Genomic DNA, 24989 nt, shown 5'->3' with positions numbered 1-24989 from the left:
ACCTTGTCGGGCAAGGTCCGGCCGGGCGCTGACGGTTGAGGAGTCGTGTTGACGTATCGCCTTTTCGCTTGTGACGACTTGGGAGCCGGCGGTCAGCCGAGCAGCGACTCCAGTTCGACGTGGTCCAGCCCGTGCGCCTCGGCGACCTCGCGGTAAACGACCTTGCCGTCATGCGTGTTGAGGCCCTTGGCCAGCGCGGCGTCGCGGCGCAGCGCCTCGGCCCAGCCCCGGTTGGCCAGCTCCACGATGTACGGGAGCGTGGCGTTGGTGAGGGCGTTGGTGGAGGTGTTCGGCACGGCGCCCGGCATGTTGGCGACGCAGTAGAAGACCGACTGGTGGACCTCGAAGGTCGGCTCGGCGTGCGTGGTCGGACGGGAGTCCTCGAAGCAGCCGCCCTGGTCGATCGCGATGTCGACAAGGACACTTCCCGGCTTCATCCGGGAGACGAGCTCGTTGGTCACGAGCTTCGGGGCCTTGGCGCCGGGGATCAGCACCGCGCCGATGACGAGGTCGGCGTCGAGGACGGCCTTCTCCAGCTCGAAGGAGTTGGACATGATGGCCTTGACCTTGGTTCCGAAGATCCGGTCGGCCTCGCGCAGCTTGTTGATGTCGCGGTCCAGCAGGGTCACCTCGAAGCCCATGCCGACGGCGATCTGGGTGGCGTTCCAGCCGGAGACGCCGCCGCCGATGACGACGGCCTTGGCCGGGGTCACCCCGGGGACGCCGCCCGGCAGCACACCGCGGCCGCCGGCCGCGCGCATCAGGTGGTAGGCGCCGACCTGCGGGGCGAGACGGCCCGCGACCTCGGACATCGGGGCGAGCAGCGGCAGCGCGCGGCTCGGCAGCTCGACCGTCTCGTAGGCGATGGCGGTGGTCCCGGACTCCAGCAGCGCGTCCGTGCACTCCTTGGACGCGGCCAGGTGCAGGTACGTGAAGAGCGTCTGGTCCTTGCGGAGGCGGTGGTACTCCTCGGCGATGGGCTCCTTGACCTTCAGCAGCAGGTCGGCGGAGGCCCACACCTCGTCGGCCGTCTCCAGGATCTGCGCCCCGGCGGCCACGTACTCGGCGTCCGTGATCGAGGAGCCGAGACCGGCGTTGCGCTCGATGACGACCTGGTGGCCGTTGCGCACCAGCTCGTGCACGCCGGCGGGGGTGATGGCCACCCGGAACTCGTTGTTCTTGACCTCGCGGGGGATGCCGACCTTCACGTCGATCACGGTCCTTGGCTCAGAGGGGGTGTTTTGCTCGACATACCCGGATGTTCAGGGCACACCGGGAGACACCGCAGGAGAACGTGCGGCAGAGCCAGTCTAATGAAGGCGTTCCCGCTGTCTAGCCTTTCATTGCATCAATCTTCTCCGGATGGACTACGGATTTCGCAGGCGTTAGCGGGTTGTTCCCTGGCTGGATCTGGCGTTTCGGCCTTGTGGATCTCCTCCCCCAGCATGCGCTCGGCGGCGCTGCGGTGCAGCAGGGCGGCCGTGGGATCGCCGAGCCGCTCCAGGGTGTCGGCCAGCCGCAGGTGCAGGGCGGCCTGGAGCCGCGCGTCCTGTGCGCGCCGCGCCCCCTCGACCGCCTCCTGGCAGGTGCGCAGCGATTCCTCGGGCCGCCCCGCGTACTCCTGGACCCGCGCCAGCTCGCTCAACGCCCGGGCGTGGGCGGCCACATCGCCCAGCCTGCGATACCCGGCGATGGCCGCCTTCCAGCCGCGCTGCGCCTCGCCGTAGCGGCCCGCGTAGGTGTGGGCGGTCGCGATCCGACCGTACAGCCGGGCGGCCTCCTCGCCCTCCCCGCGGGCCAGCCGCTCGGCCAGGGCCCGGCCGAACCAGTCGGCCGCCCGGTCGTGATCCCCGAGTTCCTGGTGCGCGCCCCCTACGGATTCCATCGCGCGACCCGTCGCGTACGGGTCGTTCGCCCGGCGTCCGGCGTCCAGCGCGGCCCGGTAGCGGACCAGGGCGTCGGCTGTCCGGCCGGTTCTGGCGTCCAGATCGCCCAGATTCAGCAGCGCCGCCGCCTGCTCCCGGGGCAGGTCCTGGCGCTCGGCCACGTCGAGGACGAGCCGGTGGATGCCGTACAGGTCGGGCGCCGCGGCCTGCATGCCGAAATGGGCCACCATCGCCCGCACCAGCTGGGACATCAGCCGCCTGGCCAGCGTGTCCAGCTCCCCGTCGGCGACCGCGAGGCGGGCCGAGGCGAGCAGGGCCGGGCGACGCATGCTCAGCCAGTCCGCGGCCGCCCGGGGAGTGGGAAAGCGCAGGGTGCGCGGCGTGCCGGCCAGTTTCTCGCGGGCCTGCGGGTTGTCCGTCTCGGTGACCGCCCGGCAGGACTGCAGCAGCCGTACGGTCCGCTCCAGCATCCGGGCGCGGGCCAGCTGGAGCTCGGCGGGGCGGTCGTCGGTCTCGGTGACGGAGCGCAGCAGCGGGTGCAGGCAGCCGGGGACCTCGTACTCCGGCAGTGCGGAGTCGATCCTGCGCAGCAGGCCGAGGGCGGCGAAGTCGTCCAGGGTGTGCCGGGCGCCGCCCACGGAGCAGCCGGCGAGCGCGGACGCCGTGTGCTGGTCGATACGGCCCGCGGGCGCCAGCGAGAGCAGGCGCAGGATGCGGGCCGCGCTGCCCGGCAGCGAGGAGTGCACCAGCCGGAAGACCCGGCTCAGGGGCGTCCCGTCGTCGCCCTCGGCGTGCAGTTGCTTGGTGAGGTCGGCGACGGCCGCCTGGGGGCGGGCGGCGAGCCAGCCGCCGGCCAGCATCAACGCGGCGGGCTGGGCCTGGCACGCCTCGACCAGCCCTTCCGCCGCCCGCGGGTCGACGGTGATCCGGACGGAGCCGGTGTGCCGGGACAGCAGTTCGACGGCGGACTTGGTGTCGAGGCCGCCGAGCGTGCACGGGCGGACGTCGGAGATGCCGGTCAGGGGGCCCCGGGCGACCGCCACGACCAGGCACTCCGGGGTGTCCGGCAGCAGGGCGTCGACCTGCTCGGCGTCGGCCGCGTCGTCCAGCAGGAGCAGGGCCCGGCGGTCGGTCAGGGCCTCACGGAGCGTCGCCGCCAGGTCGTCGTCGGCGGCGCCGGGCGGGGTCGGCAGGCCCAGCGCCCCGAGCAGGTCCCCCGCGGTGCGGGCGGTCGGCACGGCGGTGCCGTCGGGTTCGCTGAGCCGGGCGCGCAGCACTCCGTCGGGGTAGCGTGCGGCGACCTGCCGTACGAGTTCCTCGGCGAGGGCGGTGCGGCCGGAACCGGGTCGGCCCGCGATCAGCAGGACGCGCGCGCGAGGGGCCTTGCGGCCGGAGAGGGTGTCCAGTCCGGCACGCTCGATGTCGGCGCGCAGTTCCTTCAACTCCCGTGTGCGGCCCAGGAACTGGCTCTGCGCAGACGCGCCCGGCACCTGCACGCCGTCTCGGTCCACCGCCTGATCCGTCACGGGCCACACTCCCGTCCCACCGCACGCGCAAAAGCCCGCCGGGACTCCGGTTCGGGCGTTCCCGAGCCTAGTTCACGCTCTGCGACGAACCCGGTCGAGCACGGCGGGGACGTCCCCCGATCGGATCAGGCGATCGTCACACCGGAGGACACCCCTTACGCCACGCGGCGCCCCGACCGGGAAACGACACCGGCCCGGCGATGCGGTCAGGCTGGGAAGGGGCGGGCCGGCCAGGGGGCCTGTGCGGGGCGCAGGGCGTCGAGTCCGTCGCCCCGTTCCGCGGCGACCAGCGCGAGAACGCCCACGACGAGGCAGGTGTTGTGCAGCTCACCGGCCAGGACGCCCCGTACCAGCTCCTCCACCGGAACCCGCGCGAGCTCCAGGTCGATCTCCTCGTCCTCCGCCGCGAAGCGGGCGCCCTCGGCGTCGGACAGGCCCCGGGCGAGGAAGACGCGCACGGCCTCGTCGCAGCCGCCGGGCGTGGTGTAGACGTCGGTCAGCACCCGCCAGTCCTCCGCCTTGACGTGCGCCTCCTCGTACAGCTCGCGCTGGGCGGCGTGCAGCGGGTTCTCCCCGGGCACGTCGAGCAGGCCCGCCGGGATCTCCCACAGCTTCTGGCGCACCGGGTGCCGGTACTGGCGCAGCACCAGCACCCGGCCGGCGTCGTCGAGGGCGAGGACCGCCACGGAGCCGGGGTGGACCTGGTAGTCGCGGTGCACGACCGTGCCGTCGGGCATGACCACGTCGTCCGTACGGACCGAGGTCTTGTTGCCCACGAAGGGGGTCCGCGTCGCCCGGACCTCCCACTCCTCGTGGGTGTCCTTGATCGTCATGCCCTGTCCTTCCCGACGTGCCACCGGCGTGCGAGTGCCACGCCGGGGTGCTCACCTTCGAGGCCCACACCCCGGCAACCGTACAACTGCGGTGCTACTTCGCGATCTTCCGCTCGACCGCGGCCTTGACCAGCCCGGCGAAGAGCGGGTGCGGGCGTGTCGGCCGGGAGCGCAGCTCCGGGTGCGCCTGCGTGGCGACCAGGTACGGGTGCACCTCGCGCGGGTACTCCACGTACTCGACGAGCTTGCCGTCCGGGGAGGTGCCCGAGAAGAGGATGCCGGCCTTCTTCTCCAGCTCCGAGCGGTAGGCGTTGTTCACCTCGTAGCGGTGCCGGTGCCGCTCCTCGACGTACTCCTTGCCGTCGTAGACCTCACGCACGATGGAGCCCTCGGCCAGCTTCGCCGGGTACATGCCGAGGCGCATGGTGCCGCCCATGTCGCCCTCGCCCGCGACGATGTCGAGCTGCTCGGCCATCGTGGAGATGACCGGGTGGGCGGTGGCCGGGTCGAACTCGGTGGAGTTGGCGTCGGCGATGCCGGCCAGGTTGCGCGCGGCGTCGATCACGATGCACTGCAGGCCGAGGCAGAGGCCGAGCAGCGGGATCCGGTGCTCGCGGGCGTACTGGATGGCGCCGACCTTGCCGGAGACACCGCGGTCGCCGAAGCCGCCCGGGATGCAGATGGCGTCCACGTCGGACAGCTGCGCCTCGGCGCCGGACGGGGTCCGGCAGTCGTCGGACGTGACCCACTTGATCTTCACGCGGGTCTTGTTGGCGAAGCCGCCCGCACGCAGCGCCTCGGTGACCGAGAGGTAGGCGTCGGGCAGGTCGATGTACTTGCCGACCAGTGCGAGGGTGATCTCGTGGTCCGGGTTGTGGACGCGGTCCAGCAGGTCGTCCCAGGTCGTCCAGTCGACGTCCCGGAACGGCAGGTCGAGGCGGCGGACGGCGTAGGCGTCCAGGCCCTCGGAGTGCACGACCTTGGGAATGTCGTAGATCGACGGCGCGTCCGGGCAGGCCACGACGGCGTCCTCGTCGACGTCGCACATCAGCGAGATCTTGCGCTTGATCGCGGTCGGCACCTCGCGGTCGCAGCGCAGCACGATGGCGTCCGGCTGGATACCGATGTTGCGCAGGGCGGCGACCGAGTGCTGGGTGGGCTTGGTCTTCAGCTCGCCGGAGGGGCCGATGTACGGCAGCAGCGAGATGTGCACGACGAAGACGTTGTCGCGGCCGACCTCGTGGCGGACCTGGCGGACGGTCTCCAGGAACGGCAGGGACTCGATGTCGCCGACCGTCCCGCCGACCTCGGTGATGACGACGTCCACGTCGTCGGTGGCCATGCGGCGGATGCGGTGCTTGATCTCGTTGGTGATGTGCGGGATGACCTGCACGGTGTCGCCCAGGTACTCGCCGCGCCGCTCCTTGGCGATGACCGTCGAGTAGACCTGGCCGGTGGTGACGTTGGCGGTGCCGTCGAGGTCGCGGTCCAGGAAGCGCTCGTAGTGGCCGATGTCCAGGTCGGTCTCGGCGCCGTCGTTGGTGACGAACACCTCACCGTGCTGGAAGGGGTTCATCGTGCCGGGGTCGACGTTGATGTACGGGTCGAGCTTCTGCATCACGACGCGCAGACCCCGGGCCTTGAGCAGCATTCCCAGGCTGGACGCGGTCAGGCCCTTGCCGAGAGAGGAGGCGACACCCCCGGTGACGAAGATGTGCTTGGTCGTCGAAGATTTGGGCGTCATGGCCAAGAGGAGGCTCCCGTGGTCTCGGTCTGGGGGTGCGGGGCGGCTGCCGTGCCGGGCTTCGCCGGGGGTGCCGTCGCTGCGGTTCGGGGGTTTCGAGCCCACCGGTCCACGGGCTACCAGGGTATCAGCGCCTCGAAGCGATGGTGTCCGGCCACGCTCCGCGTACGTCCCGCCACGTACGCGTACTGCTCACCTGTTTCTCACCCTGTGCTCACTCGTTCGGCGCATGTGGGTTGCCCGGAGCGGCACGCAGATCATCTACGTGCGTCGTATCCTGCTCGGACACTCGCTGCCGAGCCCGCCGGAAACACGGCACCACCCCCGCCCGTAAGCACCGGAAGAACAAGAGCTCGTCAGATCGTCGGGCGACGACGGTCGTTTTGCCTCCGGGCACAGCGGCGGTTTTACTTCACAGCTCGACGACGCATTACAACGACCCCTTGACCGCACATAGCGAAAGCCCCGTCATGGGGCTACGTGGCCGTTCGACTGGAGTTGCACGTGGCCGGGCGCATCGAAGACTACGCACTCATCGGAGACATGCAGACCGCCGCCCTGGTCTGCCGGGACGGCACAGTCGACTGGCTGTGCCTGCCCCGCTTCGACTCGCATGCCATCTTCGCCGGTCTGCTGGGTACGGAGGAACACGGTTTCTGGCGGATCGGCCCGGCGCACGCCGCCGACGCCGAGCCGCCCTCCGCCGCCCGGCGCACCTACCGCGGTGACTCGTTGATCCTGGAGTCGGAGTGGGACACCCCCCGCGGCACGGTCCGCGTGACGGACTTCATGCCCCCGCGTGACGGGGCCCCGCAGCTGATCCGGATCGTCGAGGGAGTCTCGGGCCGGGTGCCGATGCGGTCCGCGCTGCGGATGCGGTTCTCCTACGGCCGGATCGTCCCGTGGGTGCACAAGCACGACGGCCGCACGGTCGCCGTGGCGGGCCCGGACTCGGTGTGGTTCGACACCTCCGCCGAGACCTACGGCAAGGCGCTGACGACGTACGCGGACTTCACGGTCGCGCCCGGCGACCGGATCGCGTTCACCATCTCGTGGCAGGCCTCGCACCGTGAGCCGCCGCCGCTGCCGGAGCCGGAGCAGTCGCTGGAGGCCACGGAGGACTTCTGGCGCGAGTGGGTGGAGCACTGCACGTACCACGGCCCCTACCGCGAGGCGGTGGTCCGCTCGCTGATCACGCTGAAGGCGCTGACGTACGCGCCCACGGGTGGCATCGTCGCCGCGCCCACCACCTCGCTGCCCGAGGAGATCGGGGGCGTGCGCAACTGGGACTACCGCTACACCTGGCTGCGGGACGCGGCGATCACCCTGTCCTCGCTGCTGCGCACCGGCTACCGCGAGGAGGCCCGCGCCTGGCGCGAGTGGCTGCTGCGCGCGGTCGCCGGCGACCCGGAGAACCTGCAGATCATGTACGGCATCGCCGGTGAGCGCGAGCTGGGCGAGGCGGAGCTGGACTGGCTGCCCGGCTACGAGAACTCGGCGCCCGTGCGGGTCGGCAACGGCGCGGCCCACCAGCTCCAGCTCGACGTGTACGGCGAGGTCACCGAGGCCCTGCACCTGGCCCACATGACCGGCCTGGCCCGCAGCGACTACGCCTCGCTGCTCCAGCTGAAGCTGATCCGCTACCTGGAGGACCACTGGCAGGAGCCGGACGAGGGCATCTGGGAGGTGCGCGGCCCGCGCCGCCACTTCGTGCACTCCAAGGTCATGGCCTGGGTCGCCGTCGACCGCACGATCAAGCTGCTGGAGTCCGGCGACGCGGACGGACCGCTGGAGCGCTGGCGCGAGCTGCGCGACGACATCCACCGGGACGTGTGCGAGAAAGGCTTCGACAAGGAGCGCAACACGTTCACGCAGTCGTACGGCTCGAAGGAGCTGGACGCGTCGCTGCTGCTGATCCCGCAGATGGGCTTCCTGCCGCCGGACGACAAGCGGGTCATCGGCACCATCGAGGCCATCCAGCGCGAACTGTCCACGGCGGACGGCTTCATCCTGCGGTACCCGACCTCCGGCGAGGACGCCGGCGTCGACGGCCTCCCCGGCGACGAGGGCGCCTTCCTCGCCTGCTCGTTCTGGATGGCCGACGACCTGGCGATGATCGGCCGCGTCGACGAGGCCCGCAAGCTGTTCGAGAGGCTCCTGTCGCTGCGCAACGACCTCGGGCTGCTCGCCGAGGAGTGGGACCCCCGCCTCCAGCGCCAGGTGGGCAACTTCCCGCAGGCCTTCAGCCATGTCCCGCTGATCGACACCGCCCTGCGGCTGACGGCCTCGGGGGCCTACGGCGGCTGAGTAGGCTGGAATCGCACCTGATCCCGTTGGGGAAGGGGCGGCCATGTCCTCCAAGGCCCACACGGCCCTCGTCGAGCTCCGCGAGGACCTCGACGGCGAGGTGTTCGCCCCGTGGGACCCGGGCTACGACACGGCCCGCGCCGTGTTCGACGCCCGGGTGGACCGGCGCCCCGCGGTGATCGCGCGCTGCGCGCACGAGGCCGACGTGGTCCGGGCGGTGCGGTTCGCCCGGGACCTCGACCTCGCCGTCGCGGTGCGCGGCGGGGGCCACGGCATCGGCGGCTCGGGCACCAACGACGCCGGTCTCGTCATCGACCTGCGCCGGATGCGGGGCGTGAGCGTCGACCCCGTGTCCGAGGCGGTCCGCGTCGAGGGCGGTGTCACGACAGGCGTGCTGGACCGGGCCACCCAGCCGTACGGCCTGGCCACCACCGGCGCCCGGGACTCCGCCGCCGGCATCGCCGGTTTCGTCCTGGGCGGCGGCAGCGGCTGGCTGGAGCGCTCCTGCGGCCTCGGCGCCGACAACCTGCTCGGCGTCGAGCTGGTCACCGCGAACGGCGACCGGATCCGCGCCGGCGCCGACGAGAACCCGGAGCTGTTCTGGGCGCTGCACGGCGGCGGCGGCAACTTCGGCGTCGCCACCGCCCTCACCCTCAAGCTGTACGAGGTGCCGGAGTTCTCCCTGGCCCTGCTGATCTACCTCCCGGAACACGCCCGTACGGCGGTCCGCACCTACCGGGAGGTCATCGGATCCAGCCCGCTGGAGGCCGGTGGCGCGGTCGTCTGCCGGTCCGGTCCGCCGGACGCGTTCCCGGCGCCGTCGCTCGCCGGGCGGCCGCTGTGCTGTGTGCTGCTGACGTACGCGGGATCCGAGGAGGACCTGCGCAAGCTCGCCGAGCCGCTGCTGGCGCTGCCGCACGTCTCGGAGGCCGTCCGCGCGCTGCCGTACGCCGACGCGCAGTGCCTGTTCGACGAGCCGCCCGGCCTGCGCCACCACTGCTCGGCGGAGTGTCTGTCCGGTGCGCCGGACGACTTCGTGGACGTCTTCTGCGCCCTCGCGGACGCGCGGCCGGCGAGGGCGGGCTGCGAGCTCCTGCTGTTCCCTCTGGGCGGCGCGGTCGCGGACGCCCCGGACGACCACGCCGTGCCGTACCGCGACGCCTCCTGGGTCGCGCACCCCCACGCCGTCTGGACGGACCCGGCGGACGACGGTCGGTACGTGGACTGGGTCCGGGACGCGGCCGCCGCCGTCCGGCCGTGGAGCACCGGGGCGGTCCATCCCGACTTCGTCGGCGACGAGGGACGGGACCGCGTACGGGCCGGGCTCGGCCCGCGGAACCTGTGGCGCCTCGGCGTGGTGAAGCGGCGCTTCGACCCGGACAACGTCTTCCGCTTCAACCACAACATCAAGCCCGTGTAGGCCCGTGGGCGACGCCGGCGGCGCGGTGATCGTTTCCGTGACCGACCGGAGATGTCGTCGCAGCGTGCGCGCGGGTAGCGTCCGCTGCATGGACAGCCGATTCGACAGCACGGGCGCCGGCATCACCGTTCAGCGGGCGCTGGAGCTGCCCGGCCTGCGCAGCGGCCTCCCGGAGGTGCTCGCCGGCGCGGAGCGGCTGCAGCGGACCGTGCGGTGGGTGCACGCGGGCGAGGTGCCGCACATCGCCTCGCTGCTGAAGGGCGGCGAACTGCTGCTGACCACCGGCTACGGCCTCGGCACCCGTCCCGCCGAGCAGCGCGCGTTCGTGCGCACCCTGGCCGAGCGCGGTATCGCGGCGCTGGTCGTCGAGCTCGGCCCGCGCTTCGCACGGCTGCCCTCGGCCCTCGTGGAGACGGCCCGCACCGCCGGGCTGCCGCTGGTCCAACTGCACCGCGAGGTCGCCTTCGTGACCGTCACGGAAGAGATCCACACCGAGATCGTCAACGGGCACTACGCGCTGCTCCAGCGCGCCGAGGAGGTGCACCGCCGCTGCACGGAGGCGCTGCTCGGCGGCGGCGGCATCCCGCAGGTCCTGTGCATCCTGGCCGACTTCAGCGGCAACCCGGTCTTCCTGGAGACCACCGATGGTCAGCTCCTCTACGCCGCCGGGGCCGGACCCGAGGGGGCGGACCCGCTCCAGGTCTGGGAGGGGCTGCGCGGCCAGCACAAGGACGCCCCGCCGGCCGGTTCGGTGCTGGTGGACGTGCCGGGAGGCGGGCCGGGAGCGGGCTCGGTGCGGGCGCGGCTGGCGCTGCTGCCGGTGCGCGCGCCGCTGGCGCCGGTGCACCGCATCGCCGCGGAGCGGACCGCGGGCGTCCTGGCGGTGGTGCTGATGCAGGCCCGCCAGGAGGAGGAGCTGGCGGCGCGGGGGCGCGGCGACTTCCTGACCGACCTCGCCGAGGGCCGGATCACGGCGGAGGACGCTCCGGCGCAGGCCCGCGTCCTGGGCTTCCGGCCGGGCGGCGGCCCGCTGCTGCCGGTGGTGATGCGGCTGGGCGACGCGCTGTCCCCGGGCGGGGGCTGGGCGGTGCTGGCGCGTGCGGTCTCGGAGGAGCTGGCCTCGGTGGGCGTGCCGGTCCTGCTCGGCGTGCGGCCGGTGGAGGGCCGCGTCCTGGTACTGCTCGGCCTGCGCTCGGAGTCGGAGCGCTCGGCGGTCGCCGACCGGGTCGCGGCGGCGCTGCGGGCCGGTGTGGAGCGGGCCGGGATGCAGCGTCCGGGGGCGCAGCCGCCCGTGGTGGTCGTCGGGGTGGCCGGCGGCTGGGCGGCGGCGTCGGCGGGACTGCGGCACGCGGCGGAGACGGCGACCGCCGCACAGGGGCTCACGGACCGGCCCTGGTACGACGCCCGGCGCCTGGACATCGACCTGCTGCTGTGGCGGCTGCGCGACCATCCCGACCTGGCCGCCTTCGTGGAGCGGGCGATCGGGCCGGTCCGGGACCACGACAGCCGTGCCAAGCCCCCGTTGCTGCCGACCCTGGAGACCTATCTCGCGCACGCGGGACGCAAGGCCGAGACGGCCCGCGAACTGCATCTCAACCGTCAGACGCTCTACAACCGGCTGGCCCGGATCGGCGAGTTGCTGGGCACCGACCTCGACGATCCGCAGACGGTGCTGGCGTTGAGCCTCGCGCTGCGGGCCCGCCGGCACACCGGGCGCAGCGGCGGTACCGGTTAGCGGCGGCAGGTCAGATCAGCGGCCGGGGCTGCGTCAACTCGTCGTACACGCTGAGCACTTGGGCGACCGTCTCGTCCTCGGTCGGCCAGGTCGCCGCCTGTCGCAGGCCCTTCTCCTGGAGCAGCTCCCGCTGTTCGGGGTCGTCCAGCAACCGGACGACGGCGGCGGCGAAGGCCCGCGCGTCCTCGGCGGGGACGAGTGCGGCCGCGTCGCCGACGAGTTCGGGGACGCCGCCGACGGACGTGGCGACCAGCGGCACGCGCGCGTGCAGGGCCTCCTGCGCCAGCACGGACCGCGACTCCGCGCGGCTCGGCAGCAGCGCCAGATCGGCGGCGGCGAGCAGGTCGCGCACGTCCTCGCGCCGGCCGATGAGCCGCACCGGGAGCTCCTCGTCCTCGATCCGGCGTTGCAGCGCCGCCCGCAGCGGCCCCTCCCCGGCGATGGCGACCAGCGGCACCGGGTCGAGCCCCCGCCAGGCGCGAGCGGCGTCGAGCAGCATGTCGTAGCCGCGCTGGGGGTCGAGGGAGCCGACGGCCATCAGCAAGGGCCGTCCGATGGCGCCGAGTTCGGCGCGGACCTTGGGACTCGTGAGGTCGGCCTCGTCGCTCTCGACGGGCGGGCGGCGGCCGGGCAGGGTGACGGCGGCGAGCCGTGCGTCCCGGGCGCCCGCCTTCCGCGCCCGGTCGACGAGGTCGGAGGTGGTGCCGAGCACCACGGCGGCCGCCCGCACCACCCGGCGTTCCAGCATCCGCAGGAAGTGGGCGCGCGCGCCCTCGGAGTGGGTGTGGTTGTGCCAGGTGACGATCAGCGGGGTGCTCCGCCCGGCCAGGGCGAGCACGGCACGGAAGGAGGCGTGCAGCCCGTGCGCGTGCACCAGGTCGGCGCCGGTGCAGGCGGCCCGCAGCGCCGCCACCGACCCCGGGTCGCTGCTGCGCGGCACGTGGATGTGCTCGGCGCCGGCCCCGCCGAAGTCGTAGGAGCGTTCCGCCTCGACCGGGGCGCAGACCGTGACCCGCACGCCCCGCGCGACGAGCCCCGCGGCCAGCGAGCGCACGTGCGCGCTGCTGCCGGCGTTGCCTCCGCCCAGCACCTGCACGGTGCGCAGCGTCGGCCGGCCGTGCGGGGAGTGGCTGCTCGCGGGGGTCACGTGGCCCGGGCTCCTGGGTTCGGCGTGGGACGGTCACGGCCGTCACGACGGTCTCGGAGAAACGTACAGAAGACGCCGCGGTGGGGGTGTACCGCGTGACGTCCTCCGCGTACACGCTCAAGGATGCCAGGACGTACGGCCGTTCCGGCAACGCCGGAGATCACACGCTCCCACACGCCGGGGCAACGCGCCGCTCCGCGTCACTCGCCCGAGTGACGACCGGTGTGATCCCGTGTGACGTGACGGCCCCGGGCGGGGGCGGACGCTAGCCGTCCGCCCGCGCCGTCGCCAGCAGTTCCTCCGCGTGCGCCCGGGCCGTCTCCGAGTCCTCCTGGCCGGCCAGCATCCGGGACAGCTCGCGGATCCGGTCCTCGCCCTCCAGCACCTTGACCCCGGACCGGGTCACCGAGCCGTCGTTCGTCTTCTCGACCAGCAACTGCCGGTCGGCGAACGCGGCGACCTGCGGCAGATGCGTCACCACGACCACCTGCGCGCTCTTCGCCAGCCGGGCCAGCCGCCGCCCGATCTCCACCGCGGCCTTGCCGCCCACTCCGGCGTCCACCTCGTCGAAGAGGTACGTCGGCACCGGATCCGTCCCCGCGAACACGACCTCGACGGCCAGCATCACGCGCGACAGCTCACCGCCGGACGCGCCCTTGGCGATCGGCCGGGGCGGCGCGCCCGGGTGGGGCGCCAGCAGCAGCTCGACCTCGTCGGCGCCGGACGGCCCGTACGCCACCGGACGGCCGCCCACCTCGACGCCCTCGGGGTCCTCGGTCTGCCGGAGCGCGAACGACACGCGCGCGTGCGGCATGGCGAGCGAGGCCAGCTCCGCCGTCACGGCCGCCGCGAACCGCTCTGCCGCCTCCGTCCGCGCGTCCGTCAAGGCCTGCGCCAGCCCGCCCAGTTCGGCCCGCAGCGCGTCGCGCTCGGCGGTCAGCTCGCCGATCCGCTCGTCGTCGCCGTCGAGTTCGGTGAGCCGTGCGGCGCTCTGCTCGGCCCAGGCGAGGACGGCGCCCACGTCCTCGCCGTACTTGCGGGTCAGCGCGGTCAGCGCGGCCCGCCGTTCCTCGACCGCCGCCAGCCGCAGCGGATCGGCGTCCAGATCGTCGGCGTACCCCGCCAGCTCGCCCGCCACGTCGCCCAGCAGGATGCCGATCTCCCCGATCCGGTCGGCGAGCGCGGCCAGCGCGGGGTCGTGCGACCGTACGGCCTCCAGGGCCCGGTGCGCCCCCGCGACGAGCGTCGAGGCGTCGACGCCCTCGGGGTCCTCGGGGTTACCGGCCAGTGCGCCGTGCCCGACCGTGGCGGCGGACGCGAGCGCTTCCGCGTGCCCGAGCCGCTCGGCCTCCTCGGCCAGCTCGACGTCCTCCCCGGCCCGCGGTTCCACGGCGGCGATCTCGTCGAGCCCGTACCGCAGCATGTCGGCTTCCTGGGCCCGCTCACGCGCGCGCGTGGTGATCTCGTCGAGCTCGGCGGAGACCGCCCGCAGCCGACGGTAGGCCCCGGAGTACTTGGCGAGCGGCCCGGCGACCGCGTCGCCGGCGTACCGGTCGAGTGCCTGCCGCTGCCGCGTGAGCTTCAGGAGCCCCTGCTGGTCGGTCTGCCCGTGCACGGCCACCAGCTCGTCGGCCAGCTCGGCCAGCACGCCCACGGGCACGGACCGCCCGCCGACGTGCGCCCGGGACCGCCCCTCGGCGGAAACGGTACGGCTGATCAGCAGGGCCCCGTCGTCGAGCTCGGCGCCCGCCTCCTCGGCGCGTACGGCGACCGAGGCGTCCGCGGGCACGGTGATCCGCCCCTCCACGACCGCCTTGTCGGCGCCGATCCGCACGAGCGCGGGGTCCGCCCTGCCTCCGAGCAACAGCCCCAGGCTGGTGACCACCATGGTCTTGCCCGCACCGGTCTCACCGGTGACGGCGGTGAACCCCGGCGACAACTCGACGACGGCATCGTCGATGACTCCGAGCGACCGTATCCGCATCTCCTCCAACACGGACACGACCATACGAGGTCCCGCCCCGAAAGCGCGACGCCGGTCCCCCTTGTCACTCACGCGAGTGCACGCCGCTCAGGGGCGCGGGGAACTGCGCGAGCGACCACGACGGCGCATCGGCCGCCCCCGCACCCGTACGGCGAACCGCTAGTGGGGAGCCCCCCGCCACCCGGACACGGGCAACGCGAACTTCGCCACCAGCCGATCCGTGAACGAGGCGTGATGCAACCGGGCCAGCCGCACCGGCACCGCCCCCCGCCGCACCTCGACCCGTGCCCCCGGCGGCAGCTCCACGGTCCGCCGCCCGTCGCACCACAGCACTCCCGGCGGAATGTGCGGCAGCACCTCCACCGCCAGCACGGAGTCCGGCGAGGTCACGAGGGGCTTGGCGAACAGCGCGTGGGCGGAGATCGGCACCATCAGCAACGCCTCCACCTCGGGCCACACCACGGGCCCGCCGGCGGAGAACGCGTACGCCGTCGACCCGGTCGGCGTCGACAGCACGATCCCGTCGCACCCGAACCCGGTCACCGGCCGCCCGTCGATCTCCAGGACGACCTCCAGCAGCTTCTCGGCGCCCGCCTTCTGCACCGCCGCCTCGTTCAGCGCCCAGTCGGTGTGCACGATGTCGCCGTTGCTGTGCACGACGACGTCGACCGTCATCCGCTCCTCGACCTCGTACGCCCGCGTCACCACACGGTCGACGACCTTGTCGAGGTCGTCGCGCTCGGCCTCGGCGAGGAACCCGACCCGCCCGAGGTTGACGCCGAGCATCGGCACCCCGGACGCCCGCGCGAACTCCGCGCCGCGCAGCAGCGTCCCGTCACCGCCGAGCACGATCAGCAGCTCGCACCCGTCGAGGCACTGCGGTGTCGCCTCCTTGACCAGCTGCACCTCGGAGGGCAGCGGCAGGTCCGGCGCCTCCGCCTCCAGCACCCGCACGCCGATCCCGGACCGAAGGAGTCCCTTGACCACCAGCTCGGCGCTGCGCACGGCCGCGGGCCGTCCGGTGTGGGCGAGCAGGAAAACAGTACGAGCTCGGTTCGCTGTCAACGCGGCCCCTCCGCAACTGCACGGTCGACGTCGGCCGGGTCCAGTCGGGGAGCCCCGGCCCGAAGCCACAGAAAGTACTCGACATTCCCCGAGGGACCGGGCAACGGGCTGGCCGTCACGCCCTTCACCCCGAGCCCCAGCTCCGCGGCCCGCTCGGCCACACCGCACACGGCCTCGGCCCGCAGTTGCGGGCTGCGCACCACTCCCCCGCTGCCCAGCCGTTCCTTGCCCACCTCGAACTGCGGCTTGACCATCATCACCAGATCGGCGTCCGGTCGCGCACAGCGCACGAGGGCGGGCAGGACCAGCCCGAGCGGGATGAACGAAAGATCCCCCACGACAAGATCCACAGGCTCCCCATCGATCGCTTCAAGCGTCAACTCCCGTACGTTCGTACGGTCCTTGACGGTGACGCGTTCATCGCTCTGCAGCGTCCAGGCGAGTTGGCCGTATCCCACGTCGACGGCGACGACGTGCGCGGCCCCCGCCCGCAGCAGCACGTCGGTGAATCCGCCGGTGGAGGCCCCGGCGTCCAGCGCCCGCCGGCCCTCGACGGCCAGCCCCTGCGGTACGAAGACCTCCAGGGCCCCGGCGAGCTTGTGCCCGCCCCGGGAGACGTAGTCGGGATCGCCCTCGTCCGCCGTGACGACGATCGCCGCCGCGGTCTCCACCTGGGTGGCCGACTTGGTCGCGACCGTCCTGCCGACGCTGACCCGCCCGGCGGCGATCAGCTGGCCGGCGTGCTCGCGGGAGCGCGCGAGCTTGCGGCGGACCAGCTCCGCGTCGAGACGGCGGCGTGCGACTCCTGCCACGTTCGGTTCAGCTCCCCTGTCGGTACGGCGAAGGGGGCGCCGGAGGTCCCGGGCGGGCGTCGAGCGCGGTGAGCGCGTCGCGCAGCCCCCGGTGTACATCCTCGTACACCTCGACGTGTCCGTCGGTGTCCAGGTGGTCGGCGTCGGCCAGCCGCTCCAGCCGGGCGTCCACCTCGGCGTCGCCCGTGGGGATGCGAGGCACGCCGAGCGAGGCCGGTGCGGCGGGGTCGTGATCGGGCGGCGCGGCCGCTTGGGGGGCCTGCGCCGGGGGAACCGCGTCGTTCATGCCCCGACGCTACCTCGTGAGCCTGCGGTACCGTCGACCGCGATGGCAACGATCGAGGAGTGCCGCGCCGCGCTCGAACAGTTCTCCCGGAACCTGCGGGACGCCGACGGCGACGCCCGTGCGGCCGCCGCCCTGGACCGCTCGGTGAGCTGCCACGTCACCGACCTGGACGTCACCTTCGCCGGCCGCCTCGAGGACGGCCGGATCAGGGTGCGCGAGACGCTCCAGGGGCCGCCGCGCGAGAAGGCGGAGCTCCGGCTCGCGCTGACCGGCGACGACCTGGTGGCCCTCGTGGCCGGCGAACTGCACTTCGCCAAGGCCTGGGGGTCGGGGCGGGTGAAGCTGGAGGCAGGGCTGCGGGACCTGTTCCGCCTCAGGAAACTTCTGTAGCGGCGGCCTTCCGGACGTCCGCCCGCGCCTTGCGCGCCGCCGGCACCACCAGGGGCGTCCCCGTCTCCGGGTCCTCGACGACCTGGCAGCGCAGTCCGAAGACCTCCTCCACCAGCTCGGCGGTGACGATCTCGCCCGGGGCCCCCTCGGCGATCACCGAGCCGTCGCGCAGCGCGATGAGATGCGTGGCGTAGCGCGCGGCGTGGTTGAGGTCGTGCAGGACGGCGACGAGCGTCCGCCCCTGCTCCTCGTGCAGCTCCGCGCACAGGTCCAGCACGTCGATCTGGTGCTGGATGTCCAGGAACGTCGTGGGCTCGTCCAGCAGCAGCAACGGTGTCTGCTGGGCCAGCGCCATCGCGATCCACACCCGCTGTCGCTGACCACCGGACAATTCGTCGACATAGCGATCGGCGAGCTCGGCGACCCCGGTCTGCGCCATGGACTCCCGCACGACCCGCTCGTCCTCGGTCGACCACTGCCGCAGGATCCCCTGGTGCGGATACCGTCCACGGCCCACCAGGTCACCGACGGTGATCCCGTCGGGCGCGATCGACGACTGCGGCAGCAGGCCGAGCGTGCGGGCGACCTTCTTGGCCGGCATCGACTGGATGACCTGCCCGTCCAGCAGCACCCGGCCCTCGTTCGGCCTGAGCATCCGCGACAGCGCGCGCAGCAGCGTCGACTTGCCGCAGGCGTTCGGGCCGACGATCACGGTGAACGAGTTGTCGGGTATCTCCACCGACAGCCGCTCGGCGATGACGCGCTGGTCGTAGGCGAGGGTGACGTTCTCGGCGGACAGGCGGTTCACGGTGCTCCTTTGGATGTTCGGGTGGGCGGCGGCGCTCATATCCGGCCCGCCCTGCGCTCGGCGACCAGCAGCCACAGCAGGTAGGCCCCGCCGAGCACGCCGGTGACCACCCCCACCGGCAGCTGGTCGGCACCGAAGACACGCTGCGAGACCCAGTCGGCGGTGACCAGCAGGGCCGCGCCCATGCACAGCGACGGCAGCAGGTTGGGGCCGGGCGAGCGGGTCAGCCGACGGGCCAGCTGCGGGGCGGTGAGCGCCACGAAACTGACGGGACCGGCGGCGGCGGTGGCGGCGGCGGTCAGCAGCACCGCGGACACCAGCAGCACCAGCCGTACCCGCTCGACCCGCACCCCCAGGGAGTACGACACGTCGTCACCCATCTCCAGCATCCGCAGCCCGCGCGCGTTGGCCAGGACGAGCGGCACCAGGACGGCGCACAGCGCGAGCAGCGGCCAGACCTGCGCCCAGTCACGGCCGCTGAGCGAGCCGGTCATCCAGACGACGGCCCGGGCGGCGTCGACGAGGTCGGCCTTGGTCAGCAGATAGCCGTTGACGGCGGTGACGACGGCGGAGACACCGATGCCGACCAGCACCAGCCGGTATCCGTGGACACCCTGCCTCCAGGCCAGCACGTAGATGGCAAGCCCCGTGCCCAGGCCGCCCACCAGCGCGCCGAGGGTGACGGCGCCCGCGTCGCCGGAGAACAGCACGATCACCACGAGCGCGCCGGCGGTCGCGCCCTGCCCGAGGCCCAGCACGTCCGGACTGCCCAGCGGGTTGCGGGAGATGGACTGGAACAGGGCGCCGCCGAGCCCCAGCGAGGCGCCGACCAGCAGCCCCACCAGGACCCGCGGCAGCCGCAGCTCCGTGACGATGAACTCCTGCCCGGGGTCCCCTTCGCCGAACAGCGTCCGCAGCACGTCGCCCGCGGGGATCGGGAAGTCGCCGGTGCCGATCAGCACCACGCTCGCCGCGAGCGCGGCGAGCAGCAGCAGGACGACGACGGTCAGGGCCCGGGCGTCCAGGCGGACGGAGAGCCCGCCCGGCGTCCGTACGGCGCGGTGGGCGCGGTCGGTGGTCGCGGCCGGGCCGTCGGCTCGCCGGGCACGGTTGGTGGTCACAGCTGGGCCGTCCTCCGCCGTCGTACGAGAAAGATGAAGACCGGGCCGCCGAGGATCGCCGTCACGATGCCGACCTGGAGCTCCGCGGGCCGCGCGACGATCCGGCCCAGCACGTCGGCGCCGAGCAGCAGCACCGGCGACAGAACGGCCGCGTACGGCAGGATCCAGCGCAGGTCGGGCCCGGTGAAGGACCGCACGACGTGCGGCACCATCAGCCCGACGAACACGATCGGCCCGCAGGCGGCGGTCGCCGCCCCGCACAGCACGGTGGCGGCCAGCATGGACAGCGCCCGGGTTCGGTTGAGGTGGGCGCCCAGGGCCTTGGCGGTGTCGTCGCCCATGGCCATCGCGTTCAGCGGGCGGGCCAGCGCGAGCGCGAGGAGCGAGCCGGCCACCAGGAACGGCAGCACCTGGGTGATGGTGCGGTCGGTCGCCGCGCTCAGCGAACCGACCGTCCAGAAACGCATCCGGTCCAGTGCCGCGTCGTCCAGGATCATCAGGGCCTGGAGGTAGCCGTAGAGCGCGGCGCTGATCGCCGTACCGGCGAGGGCGAGCCGTACCGGCGTCGCGCCCCGGCTGCCGCCGAGGAACCACACGAGCGCGCCGACCGCGGCCGCGCCGAAGAACGCGAACCACACATAGCCGCCGACGCTGGTGACGCCGAAGAAGGTGATGGCGGTGACGACCGCCGCGGACGCGCCCGCGTTGATGCCGAGCAGCCCGGGGTCCGCCAGCGGGTTGCGGGTGAGCGCCTGGAGCACGGCTCCGGACAGGCCGAGCGCGGCGCCGGCGAGCAGCCCGAGCAGGGTCCGGGACAACCGCTCGCCGACCACGACGTCGCTGTACGTCCCCGACTCCTGGAACAGGCCGTGCCAGACCTCCCCGAGGGACAGCTCCTTCGCGCCGACGGCGATACTCGTCAACGCGACCAGCACCACGAGCAACACGGCGAGAAGCAGACCAAAGGCGCGTATCGCCCGACGGGTCGGGGGCGCGGGGACTGCGCCCGCGCGCTCTTCTGGGGGACTCTCGACCAACACGCAGTTAGGTTAGCCTACCCTCGCATCGGATCAAGATCCTGCTCCGCGCCAGGCCCCACCCCGGCCGGGCGCCACCGCTACAGCGCCAGCCGCGTCAGCGCCTTCCCGCCGTCCAGCTCGCAGACCCCGTCTCCGGCCGCCGTCCAGGCAGCCGCGCACAAGGCCCGCAACCCGTCCAGGGCCTCGCCCTCGCCGTCCAGTTCCAGCCGCTCCTCCCCGGCCGTCGCCGTCCAGCTGCCGCAACGGAAGCCCGCACCGGCCTCGACGACCTCCGGCTGACCCGTGAGCATCCCCCGCAGATCCGCGTCGACATACGTCGGCCGATGCCGCGGCGGCGCCGCCAGCAACTGCGGTCCGTCGGTCACTCCGGTCAGCACCAACAGCGAATCGACCTCGCCGTTGAACGCGCCCTCGATGTCCGTGTCCAAACGGTCGCCCACCACCAGCGGCCGACGCGCGCCCGTCCTCAGGATCGTCTCCCGGTGCATCGGCGGCAGCGGCTTGCCCGCCACCCGCGGCTCGGCGCCGGTCGCGATCCGCACCACCTCCACCGCCGCCCCGTTGCCCGGCGCGATGCCGCGCGCGCTGGGAATCGTCAGATCCGTGTTGGACGCGAACCAGGGCACTCCGCGCGCGATCGCGTAACACGCCTCGGCGAACCGCCCCCACCGCAACTCCGGCCCGCCGTACCCCTGTACGACCGCCACCGGATCGTCGTCCGCGGACTCCACCGGCTCGAGCCCCCGCTCCCGCAGCGCGACCCGCAGCCCCTCACCGCCGACGACCAGCACCCGCGCCCCCGCGGGCACCTCCTCGGCGATCAGCCGCGCGACCGCCTGCGCCGAGGTGATGACGTCATCGGCCCGCGCCGGTATCCCCAGCTCCGTCAGGTGCGCGGCCACGGCGTCCGGAGTCCGCAACGCGTTGTTCGTGACGTACGCCAGGTGCATGCCGCCCGCGCGGGCGGTGCCCAGCGAGTCGACCGCGTGCGCGATCGCCTCCCCGCCCGCGTACACCACCCCGTCGAGGTCGAGCAGCGCCGTGTCGTACGCCTCGCTCAGCGCCCGCCCACTGGCGTCGGGCCTGGTCCTGACCTGCTGGCTCATTTGGCACCGCTCCTCGGTCCACCGGCTTTCCCCCGATCATGCCCCATGCCACCGACAGGCGCGGCGCACGTACGATGCCGAGATGAACACAGCAGGTCACCCGGAAGCAACGAGGCGCCGAGGCCTGGAACTCACCCCGTTCCGAGGCCTTCGCTACGACCCCGACCGGGTCGGCAGCCTGGCGGCCGTGACGTCCCCTCCGTACGACGTCGTCGTACGCCCCGACGGCGTGCACCACCTGCAGTCCGCGGACCCGCACAACATCGTCCGGCTGATCCTCCCCGAGGCCGCCACGCCCACCGCGCGCAACGCCCAGGCCGCCGACACGCTGCACGACTGGCTCACCGAGGGCGTGCTGGCCGCCGACGCCGAACCCGGCCTGTACGTCTACGAACAGCGCCACGGCGACGGCATGCTCCAGCGCGGCATCATCGGCGCCCTGCGGGTCTCGGACCCCTCCGACGGCGTGGTCCTGCCGCACGAGGACGTCATGCCGCACATCGTCGCCGACCGCGCCGACCTGATGCGGGCCACCTCCGCGAACCTCGAACCCCTGCTGCTGACCTACCGCGGCGACGGCCATGCCTGTGCCGAGGTCGTGGAACGGACCGCCGAGAAGCCGCCCCTGCTCGCCACCACCACCGAGGACGGCTACCGCCACCGCCTGTGGTCCGTCACCGACCCCGACGACGTGGCCCGCGTCCAGTCCGGCCTGGCCCACCAGGTGGCCCTCATCGCCGACGGCCACCACCGCTGGGCGACCTACCGCAGGCTGCGCGCCGAGCACCCCTCCCCCAGCCCCTGGGACTACGGCCTGGTCCTCCTGGTCGACACCGCGCGCTACCCCCTGCGGGTCCGCGCCATCCACCGCCTCCTGCACGGCCTCGCGGTGACCGACGCGCTGAGCGCGCTCGACGGCCGCTTCCGGGTACGCCGCCTGGACGCCCCGCTCCCCGAGGCCCTCACGGCCCTCGCCGAGGCCGCGGCCGCGGGCAACGCCTTCCTGCTCGCCGGTGCCGGCGGGTTCCACCTGGTCGACCGTCCCGACCCCGACCTGCTGGCCCGCACGGTCCCCACCGGCCGCCCCGAGGCATGGCGCACCCTCGACGCCACGGTCCTGCACGCCACCCTGCTCGACCACATCTGGCACGTGCCCGAGGACTCCCCCGCCCACATCGCCTACATCCACGACGCGGCGGCCACGGTCCGCAAGGCGGAACGGCAGGGCGGAACGGCGGTCCTGCTCCACCCGGTCCACGAGGACGTCGTCCGCGACCTCGCCCGCCAAGGCGTGACCATGCCCCGCAAGTCGACGTCGTTCGGCCCCAAACCGGCCTCGGGACTGGTGCTCCGCGCGCTGGACCTCTGACGCACGAAGTCACGCGGACAGGAACACGAAGTGGGCGGGACCTTGATCTCAGGTCCCGCCCACCACTTGTCACACCCGGACGTCAGTCCCGATCGTCGTCCTCGTCGAACTCGTCGTCCTTGTCGTCTTCGTCGATCTCGTCGAACTCGTCGATGCCGTCGATCTCGGCGTCGTCCACACGGGCCTTCGAGTCGGGCTTGGGCTCGGCGACGTGGGTCGCCACGACGGCGTCGTCCGCCCGGGTCTCGTCGAGGGCGTCGACGAACTCCACTCCGTCCAGCTCGGCCAGCCGGTCCGAGGCGTCCGTGCTGCCGTCCCGGTCGGCCTCGACGGCCTTGGCGAACCACTCGCGGGCCTCACCGTCCCGCCCGGCCGCGAGCAGCGCGTCGGCGTACGCGTAGCGCAGCCGCGCGGTCCACGGCTGGACCGAACTGGAGGCCAGCTCCGGGCTCTGCAGCGTCACGATGGCCGCGTCCAGCTGCTCCATGTCACGCCGGGCGCCGGCCGCGACGAGCCGCATCTCCACCTGACCGGCCTTGTCGAGCTTCTGGACCTCGGGCGCCCCGGCCATGTCCAGCGCCTTCTCGGGCCGTCCGAGTCCCCGCTCGCAGTCCGCCATGACGGGCCACAGTTCCACGCTGCCGGTCATCCGTCGCGCCGCACGGAACTCGGCGAGCGCCTCCGCGTACTTCTGGTTCGCGTAGGCCGCGAACCCGGCCGCCTCGCGCACGGCGGCGACCCGCGACGCCAGCCGCAGCGCCACCCGGGAGTAGCCGTAGGCGCCCTCGGGGTCCTCGTCGATCAGCCGCGCGACCATGACGAGGTTCTTGGCCACATCCTCCGCGAGCGTCTTCGGCAGGCTCTGCAGCTCCTGCCGCACGTCCTTGTCGATCTCGTCGCCGGTGACGTCCTCCGGAATCGGCAGCCGCTTGATCGGCTCACGGTCGCGCTCCCGCTCCTCGCGGAACCGTCCGCCGCCGGCGCCGCGCCGGTCGTCGCGTCCACGGTAGCCACCGTCACGGCCGCCACGGTCGTCACGACGCGGACCGCGCGCACCGCGGTCGTCCCGGCCCCGGAACCCGCCACGCTCACCCCGGTCGTCCCGCCGCACGAAGCCACCGCGGTCCCCGCGATCGTCCCTTCGGAAGCCACGGTCCCGGTCGTCCCGACGGTCGTCACGCCGGTCCTCCCGACGGTCGTCCCGACGGACATAGGCGCCACGGTCCCCGTCACGCCGGTCATCGCGCCGGTCGTCGCGCCTGTCGTCACGGCGGAAACCACCGCGGTCGTCGCCACGGAAGCCACCACGGTCGTCGCCACGGCGGTCATCGCGGCGGAACCCGCCACGGTCGTCGCCCCGCTGGTCGTCACGGCGGAAGCCACCACGGTCATCACCGCGACGGTCATCCCGACGGAACCCACCACGGTCGTCACCACGACGATCATCACGACGGTCATCCCGACGGAAGCCACCCCGGTCGTCGCCACGTCGGTCGTCACGACGGAACCCGCCACGGTCATCACCGCGACGGTCGTCCCGGCGGAAGCCACCACGGTCGTCACTACGGCGCTCGTCACGACGGTCATCCCGACGGAACCCACCGCGGTCATCACCACGACGATCATCACGTCGGTCGTCACGCCGGAAGCCACCGCGGTCGTCGCCACGTCGGTCGTCGCGGCGGTAACCGCCCCGGTCGTCACCGCGCTGGTCGTCGCGACGGAAGCCGCCCCGGTCGTCGCCGCGTCGGTCGTCACGGCGGAACCCACCGCGGTCGTCACCACGACGGTCGTCACGGCGGTCGTCACGGCGGTCATCCCGACGGAAGCCACCGCGGTCATCACCACGACGGTCGTCCCGACGGAACCCACCACGGTCATCACCACGACGGTCGTCACGCCGGTCATCCCGACGGTCCCCGCGGTCGTCACGGCGGAAGGCGGGGCGGTCGCCGCGGTCGTCCCTGCGGAACCCGCCGGGCCGGCCACCGTCCCGTCCCTCGCGGTCGTCGCGACGCGGCCCACGATCACGGTCGTCGCGCTGGAACGACGGCCGCGATCCGCGCTCGCCGTCCCGACGGCCGTAGCCACCACGGCTGTTGTCGCGTCGGAAGCCGCCACGGTCGCCGCGTTCCCCACCATCCCGTCGCCGCTGGTCGCGCTCCGGTCGGTCCTCGGGAGAGTTGGTGGACATCGGTGACTCCTGTCTTTGCTACCGCAGTCATTCTCGCGCACCCGGCAACCCGGCGCGCTCCGTAAAAACAAAAAGGACCCTTGGTCCCAGCTGAACGCTGGGACCAAGGGTCCTTCCAAAGATTGTTCGGCGGCGTCCTACTCTCCCACAGGGTCCCCCCTGCAGTACCATCGGCGCTGAAAGGCTTAGCTTCCGGGTTCGGAATGTAACCGGGCG

The 24989-nt window shown here is 73.1% G+C and carries 19 protein-coding genes, 1 rRNA gene and 1 pseudogene; 5 read left to right on the top strand and 16 right to left on the bottom strand.

Features of this window, described 5'->3' with window-relative positions; translation table 11 throughout:
- Positions 1-92 precede the first annotated feature (92 nt).
- The 4 genes from ald to ACZ7LV_RS14405 all read right to left on the bottom strand — a co-directional run bounded on the left by ald (position 93) and on the right by ACZ7LV_RS14405 (position 5989).
- Positions 93-1217 (bottom strand): alanine dehydrogenase, encoded by a 1125-nt coding sequence (gene ald / locus ACZ7LV_RS14420; RefSeq protein WP_471939268.1) that lies wholly within the window; start codon positions 1215-1217, stop codon positions 93-95.
- A 131-nt stretch (positions 1218-1348) separates the two neighbouring features.
- Positions 1349-3412, bottom strand: a complete 2064-nt coding sequence (locus tag ACZ7LV_RS14415; protein ID WP_471939266.1) for a tetratricopeptide repeat protein — start codon at positions 3410-3412, stop codon at positions 1349-1351.
- A 206-nt stretch (positions 3413-3618) separates the two neighbouring features.
- On the bottom strand, positions 3619-4245 hold the full coding sequence (locus ACZ7LV_RS14410; protein ID WP_471939264.1) for an NUDIX domain-containing protein: 627 nt from the start codon (positions 4243-4245) through the stop codon (positions 3619-3621).
- A 94-nt stretch (positions 4246-4339) separates the two neighbouring features.
- Positions 4340-5989, bottom strand: coding sequence for a CTP synthase (locus ACZ7LV_RS14405; protein WP_471939263.1), 1650 nt, complete (start codon positions 5987-5989; stop codon positions 4340-4342).
- Between the two features lie 504 nt (positions 5990-6493).
- On the opposite strand from ACZ7LV_RS14405, the gene ACZ7LV_RS14400 reads away from it, so the two are divergent.
- From ACZ7LV_RS14400 to ACZ7LV_RS14390, 3 genes are all read left to right on the top strand, one after another.
- On the top strand, positions 6494-8296 hold the full coding sequence (locus ACZ7LV_RS14400; protein ID WP_471939881.1) for a glycoside hydrolase family 15 protein: 1803 nt from the start codon (positions 6494-6496) through the stop codon (positions 8294-8296).
- A 43-nt stretch (positions 8297-8339) separates the two neighbouring features.
- On the top strand, positions 8340-9716 hold the full coding sequence (locus ACZ7LV_RS14395) for an FAD-binding oxidoreductase (protein WP_471939261.1): 1377 nt from the start codon (positions 8340-8342) through the stop codon (positions 9714-9716).
- An 88-nt stretch (positions 9717-9804) separates the two neighbouring features.
- A complete protein-coding gene (locus ACZ7LV_RS14390; RefSeq protein ID WP_471939259.1) occupies positions 9805-11451 on the top strand; it encodes a PucR family transcriptional regulator in 1647 nt (548 codons plus the stop codon).
- Between the two features lie 10 nt (positions 11452-11461).
- Here the strand turns inward: ACZ7LV_RS14390 and ACZ7LV_RS14385 are convergent, their stop codons facing one another.
- From ACZ7LV_RS14385 to ACZ7LV_RS14365, 5 genes are all read right to left on the bottom strand, one after another.
- Positions 11462-12598 carry a glycosyltransferase family 4 protein gene (locus ACZ7LV_RS14385; RefSeq protein WP_471939257.1) on the bottom strand — a complete coding sequence of 379 codons (1137 nt, stop codon included), beginning with the start codon at positions 12596-12598 and terminating at the stop codon, positions 11462-11464.
- Positions 12599-12863: 265 nt separating this feature from the next.
- Positions 12864-14606, bottom strand: coding sequence for a DNA repair protein RecN (recN, locus tag ACZ7LV_RS14380; protein ID WP_471939255.1), 1743 nt, complete (start codon positions 14604-14606; stop codon positions 12864-12866).
- 135 nt (positions 14607-14741) lie between these two features.
- On the bottom strand, positions 14742-15647 hold the full coding sequence (locus tag ACZ7LV_RS14375) for an NAD kinase (RefSeq protein ID WP_471939253.1): 906 nt from the start codon (positions 15645-15647) through the stop codon (positions 14742-14744).
- On the bottom strand, positions 15644-16459 hold the full coding sequence (locus ACZ7LV_RS14370) for a TlyA family RNA methyltransferase (protein ID WP_471939251.1): 816 nt from the start codon (positions 16457-16459) through the stop codon (positions 15644-15646). The genes ACZ7LV_RS14375 and ACZ7LV_RS14370 overlap by 4 nt, the downstream gene beginning before the upstream one ends.
- A gap of 7 nt (positions 16460-16466) precedes the next feature.
- The gene (locus tag ACZ7LV_RS14365; protein ID WP_471939249.1) at positions 16467-16745 is read right to left on the bottom strand and encodes a hypothetical protein; all 279 of its coding nucleotides are present in this window, start codon (positions 16743-16745) and stop codon (positions 16467-16469) included.
- Between the two features lie 42 nt (positions 16746-16787).
- Here ACZ7LV_RS14365 and ACZ7LV_RS14360 point away from each other — a divergent pair, with 42 nt between their 5' ends.
- Positions 16788-17135, top strand: a complete 348-nt coding sequence (locus tag ACZ7LV_RS14360) for an SCP2 sterol-binding domain-containing protein (protein WP_471939247.1) — start codon at positions 16788-16790, stop codon at positions 17133-17135.
- On the opposite strand, the gene ACZ7LV_RS14355 is transcribed toward ACZ7LV_RS14360, so the two are convergent.
- The 4 genes from ACZ7LV_RS14355 to ACZ7LV_RS14340 form a co-directional block, all read right to left on the bottom strand.
- Entirely contained in the window at positions 17119-17982 is an 864-nt protein-coding gene (locus ACZ7LV_RS14355; RefSeq protein ID WP_471939245.1) for an ABC transporter ATP-binding protein, read from the bottom strand. The genes ACZ7LV_RS14360 and ACZ7LV_RS14355 overlap by 17 nt on opposite strands.
- Complete coding sequence (locus ACZ7LV_RS14350) at positions 17979-19064, bottom strand: FecCD family ABC transporter permease (RefSeq protein WP_471939243.1); 1086 nt, start codon at positions 19062-19064, stop codon at positions 17979-17981. The genes ACZ7LV_RS14355 and ACZ7LV_RS14350 overlap by 4 nt, the downstream gene beginning before the upstream one ends.
- Positions 19061-20104: a FecCD family ABC transporter permease gene (locus tag ACZ7LV_RS14345; protein ID WP_471939241.1), complete on the bottom strand. Its 1044-nt coding sequence runs from the start codon at positions 20102-20104 to the stop codon at positions 19061-19063. Before ACZ7LV_RS14345 ends, ACZ7LV_RS14350 begins: the two co-directional genes overlap by 4 nt.
- Before the next feature lie 77 nt (positions 20105-20181).
- Positions 20182-21210, bottom strand: a complete 1029-nt coding sequence (locus ACZ7LV_RS14340) for an HAD hydrolase-like protein (protein ID WP_471939239.1) — start codon at positions 21208-21210, stop codon at positions 20182-20184.
- 82 nt (positions 21211-21292) lie between these two features.
- On the opposite strand from ACZ7LV_RS14340, the gene ACZ7LV_RS14335 reads away from it, so the two are divergent.
- On the top strand, positions 21293-22579 hold the full coding sequence (locus ACZ7LV_RS14335; protein WP_471939237.1) for a DUF1015 family protein: 1287 nt from the start codon (positions 21293-21295) through the stop codon (positions 22577-22579).
- 82 nt (positions 22580-22661) lie between these two features.
- Here ACZ7LV_RS14335 and ACZ7LV_RS14330 read toward each other — a convergent pair whose 3' ends face one another.
- The 3 genes and pseudogenes from ACZ7LV_RS14330 to rrf form a co-directional block, all read right to left on the bottom strand.
- Positions 22662-23459 (bottom strand): tetratricopeptide repeat protein, encoded by a 798-nt coding sequence (locus ACZ7LV_RS14330; protein ID WP_471939880.1) that lies wholly within the window; start codon positions 23457-23459, stop codon positions 22662-22664.
- A gap of 291 nt (positions 23460-23750) precedes the next feature.
- Positions 23751-24359, bottom strand: a pseudogene (locus ACZ7LV_RS14325) (hypothetical protein); the annotation flags it as partial.
- Positions 24360-24897: 538 nt separating this feature from the next.
- Positions 24898-24989 (bottom strand): 5S ribosomal RNA (gene rrf / locus ACZ7LV_RS14320); the annotation flags it as partial.

The organism is Streptomyces sp. NPDC107562 (genome assembly GCF_055657325.1).
This window is presented reverse-complemented; position numbering and strand designations above follow the sequence as displayed.